2 protein-coding genes are annotated in these 2,760 nt (G+C 76.3%); both read right to left on the reverse strand.

Going from position 1 to position 2,760, the window contains the following annotated elements; genetic code table 11:
• Positions 1–97: 97 nt before the first annotated feature.
• Entirely contained in the window at positions 98–1,546 is a 1,449-nt protein-coding gene (gene murC / locus F8A92_RS18280; protein ID WP_153506612.1) for a UDP-N-acetylmuramate--L-alanine ligase, read from the reverse strand.
• Complete coding sequence (gene murG / locus F8A92_RS18285; protein WP_153506613.1) at positions 1,539–2,627, reverse strand: undecaprenyldiphospho-muramoylpentapeptide beta-N-acetylglucosaminyltransferase; 1,089 nt, start codon at positions 2,625–2,627, stop codon at positions 1,539–1,541. Before murG ends, murC begins: the two co-directional genes overlap by 8 nt.
• Between the last annotated feature and the right edge of the window lie 133 nt (positions 2,628–2,760).

The raw sequence follows: 2,760 nt of genomic DNA on the forward strand, positions 1-2,760 counted from the left end.
AGCGGAGCCGCGGGCCGGGGCGGAGCGCCGCGCGGGCCGGTCCTTCGGTCGCGCGGCGGACGCCCGGGCGCCGGCGGGCGGCCGCTTGGCCGTCGACCTAGCCATCGGTGTCCTCGCGTCGCTCGCCCGCGAGCGCCTCGAGCAGCAGCGGCCCGATGTCGGTCACGTCGCCGGCGCCGACCGTCATCACCAGGTCGCCGGCGCGCGCCGCCTCGGCCAGCGCCGGCGCGGCGGCCGCCCAGTCGGGCAGGAATCGGACCGGCGCGGTCACGTGCTCGGCGATGCTCGCACCGGTGATTCCCGGGAAGTCCGCGGCGCGCTCCCGCGCCGGGTAGACGTCCATCAGCACGACCTCGTCGGCGAGGCTCAGCGCCGCACCGAACTCCCGCGCGAACGCGACGGTGCGCGAGAACAGGTGCGGCTGGAAGCAGACCACCAGGCGTCCCCGGCCGGCCACCTGGCGCGCGGCGGTGAGCTGGGCGCGCACCTCGGTCGGGTGGTGGGCGTAGTCGTCGTAGACCCGCACCCCGGCCGCCTCGCCCTTGAAGTCCATCCGGCGGTGCACCCCGGTGTACGCCGCGAGCCCGTCCGCCGCGGCACGCGGGTCCAGGCCGAGGACGATGCAGGCGGCCAGCACGGCCGCGGAGTTGAGCGCCATGTGCACCCCCGCCGCGCCGACCGACACCGGCAGCGCGTCCAGACCGAGGCCCGTGGCGGTGTACGTCGTCCCCGCGTCGCCCACCCGCACGTCGGTGAGCCGGAGGTCGGCGTCCTCGCCGAGGCCGTAGGTGACCGCGCGCAGGCCGCGGTCGCGGGCCACCTCGCACAGCCCCGCCGCGTGCTGGTCGTCGGCGCACACCACCAGGGCCCCGGCCGGGTCGATGGTGGTGACGAAGTCGCGGAAGGCGCCCAGCACCGCCGCGAAGTCGCCGTAGTTGTCGAGGTGGTCGGCCTCGACGTTGGTCACGATGCCGATGTGCGGCGCGAACAGCAGGAACGACCCGTCGCTCTCGTCGGCCTCGACGGCGAACGCCGGCCCGCTGCCGAGGTGCGCGTTGCGGCCCGTCGAGAGCAGCTCGCCGCCGATGGCGTACGACGGATCGCCGCCGCAGGCGGCGACGGCCGCGACGAGCATCGACGTCGTCGACGTCTTGCCGTGGGTGCCGGCGACCGCCACCGGCTTGCGGCCGGCCATCACGGCGGCCAGCGCCTGGGCGCGGGGAAGCACCAGCAGCCCGCGCGCGAGCGCGGCGTCCAGCTCGGGGTTGCCGGGCTTGATCGCCGAGGAGACGACGACCGTCTGCGCGTCGCCGAGCGCGTCGGCCGAGTGCCCGATGCGGACCCGCGCGCCCGCTGCCTGCAGGTCGCGGGTGCTCTGCGACTCCTTGGCGTCGCTGCCGGAGACCGGGATCCCCAGCTGCAGCATGATGCGCGCGATACCGCTCATCCCGGCGCCCCCGATGCCGACGAAGTGCACGGGCCCGAGCTGGTCGGCGCGCAGCAGGCGGCCGGGGTCGGCGTACGCCGGCAGTACCCGCTCAGCCATGCCGGGCGACCTCCAGCACCTTCGCGGCGAGGACGTCGGCGGCCTGCGCGTGGCCGGCGGAGCGCGCCGCGCCGGCCATCGCGGCCACCTTCGCGGGGTCGCGCAGCAGCGGGAGGAGCACCTCGACGAGGTAGTCGCCGGTGAGGTCGGCGTCGTCGACGAGCACGCCGCCGCCGGCTCGCACGACCGGCTCGGCGTTCAGCCGCTGCTCGCCGTTGCCGTGCGGCAGCGGCACGTACATCGCGGGCAGGCCGACCGCCGACACCTCGGCGACGGTGCCCATGCCGGCGCGGCACAGCACGAAGTCGCTCGCCGCGTACGCGAGGTCCATCCGGTCGATGTACGGGACAGCGGCGTACGCCGGTCCGCCGGCGGCCGGGGGCGCCTCGACGGCGTTCTTCCTGCCGTAGGAGTGCAGGATCTGGATGCCGGCCTCCCGCAGCCGATCGGCAGCTGCCGTGACGGCCGTGTTCAGCGTGCGGGCGCCCTGCGAGCCGCCGTACACCAGCAGCGTGGTGAAGCCCGGGCGCAGGCCGAAGTGCGCGAGGCCCTCGTCGTGCAGTGCCGCGCGGTCGAGGTGCTGCAGCGACGCGCGGATCGGCATGCCGACGATCCGCGAGCCGGGCAGACCGGTGGTCGTCGCCGCGGTCCCGACGAACGCCGCCCACCGCGCGCCCACCTTGTTGGCGATGCCCGCGGTGGCGTTGGCCTCGTGGACGACCACCGGGATGCGCAGGCTGCGGGCGGCGAGGTAGGACGGCAGCGAGGCGTAGCCGCCGAAGCCGACGACGGCCGCGGCGTGCGTCTCGCGCAGTACCGCCTTGGCCTGGCGGACCGCCCTGAGCAGCCGGACCGGCAGCCGCAGCAGGTCGCCCGAGGGCTTGCGCGGCAGCGGTACGGCCGGCACGGTCCGCAGGTCGTACCCGCGTTCCGGAACCAGGGTGGTCTCCAGCCCGCCCGCGGACCCGATGCAGGTGATCCCGATGCCGGGCTCGGCGGCCTGCAGGGCGGCGGCGGTGGCCAGCATCGGCTCGATGTGGCCCGCGGTGCCGCCGCCGGTCAGCACGATGTGGCGTGTCATCCGGCGCGTCGTCCTCTCGAGTCGCGGTCGTGGTCTCGGTGCTCACGATAGGTGCTGCGCCGCGGCGGTGCGGCGCTCCGGCGGGCGGGCGTGGCAGCCACCGGGCGGCCGGCGCTCGCGGGGCGCTCGGACG

This window comes from Cumulibacter manganitolerans, from assembly GCF_009602465.1.
Taxonomy (GTDB): domain Bacteria; phylum Actinomycetota; class Actinomycetes; order Mycobacteriales; family Antricoccaceae; genus Cumulibacter; species Cumulibacter manganitolerans.

Excerpts from the sequence above, each read along its gene's own strand:
- murC (WP_153506612.1), bottom strand. The coding sequence starts at position 1,546 with ATGGCTGAGCGGGTACTGCCGGCGTACGCCGACCCCGGCCGCCTGCTG.
- murG (WP_153506613.1), bottom strand. The coding sequence starts at position 2,627 with ATGACACGCCACATCGTGCTGACCGGCGGCGGCACCGCGGGCCACATC.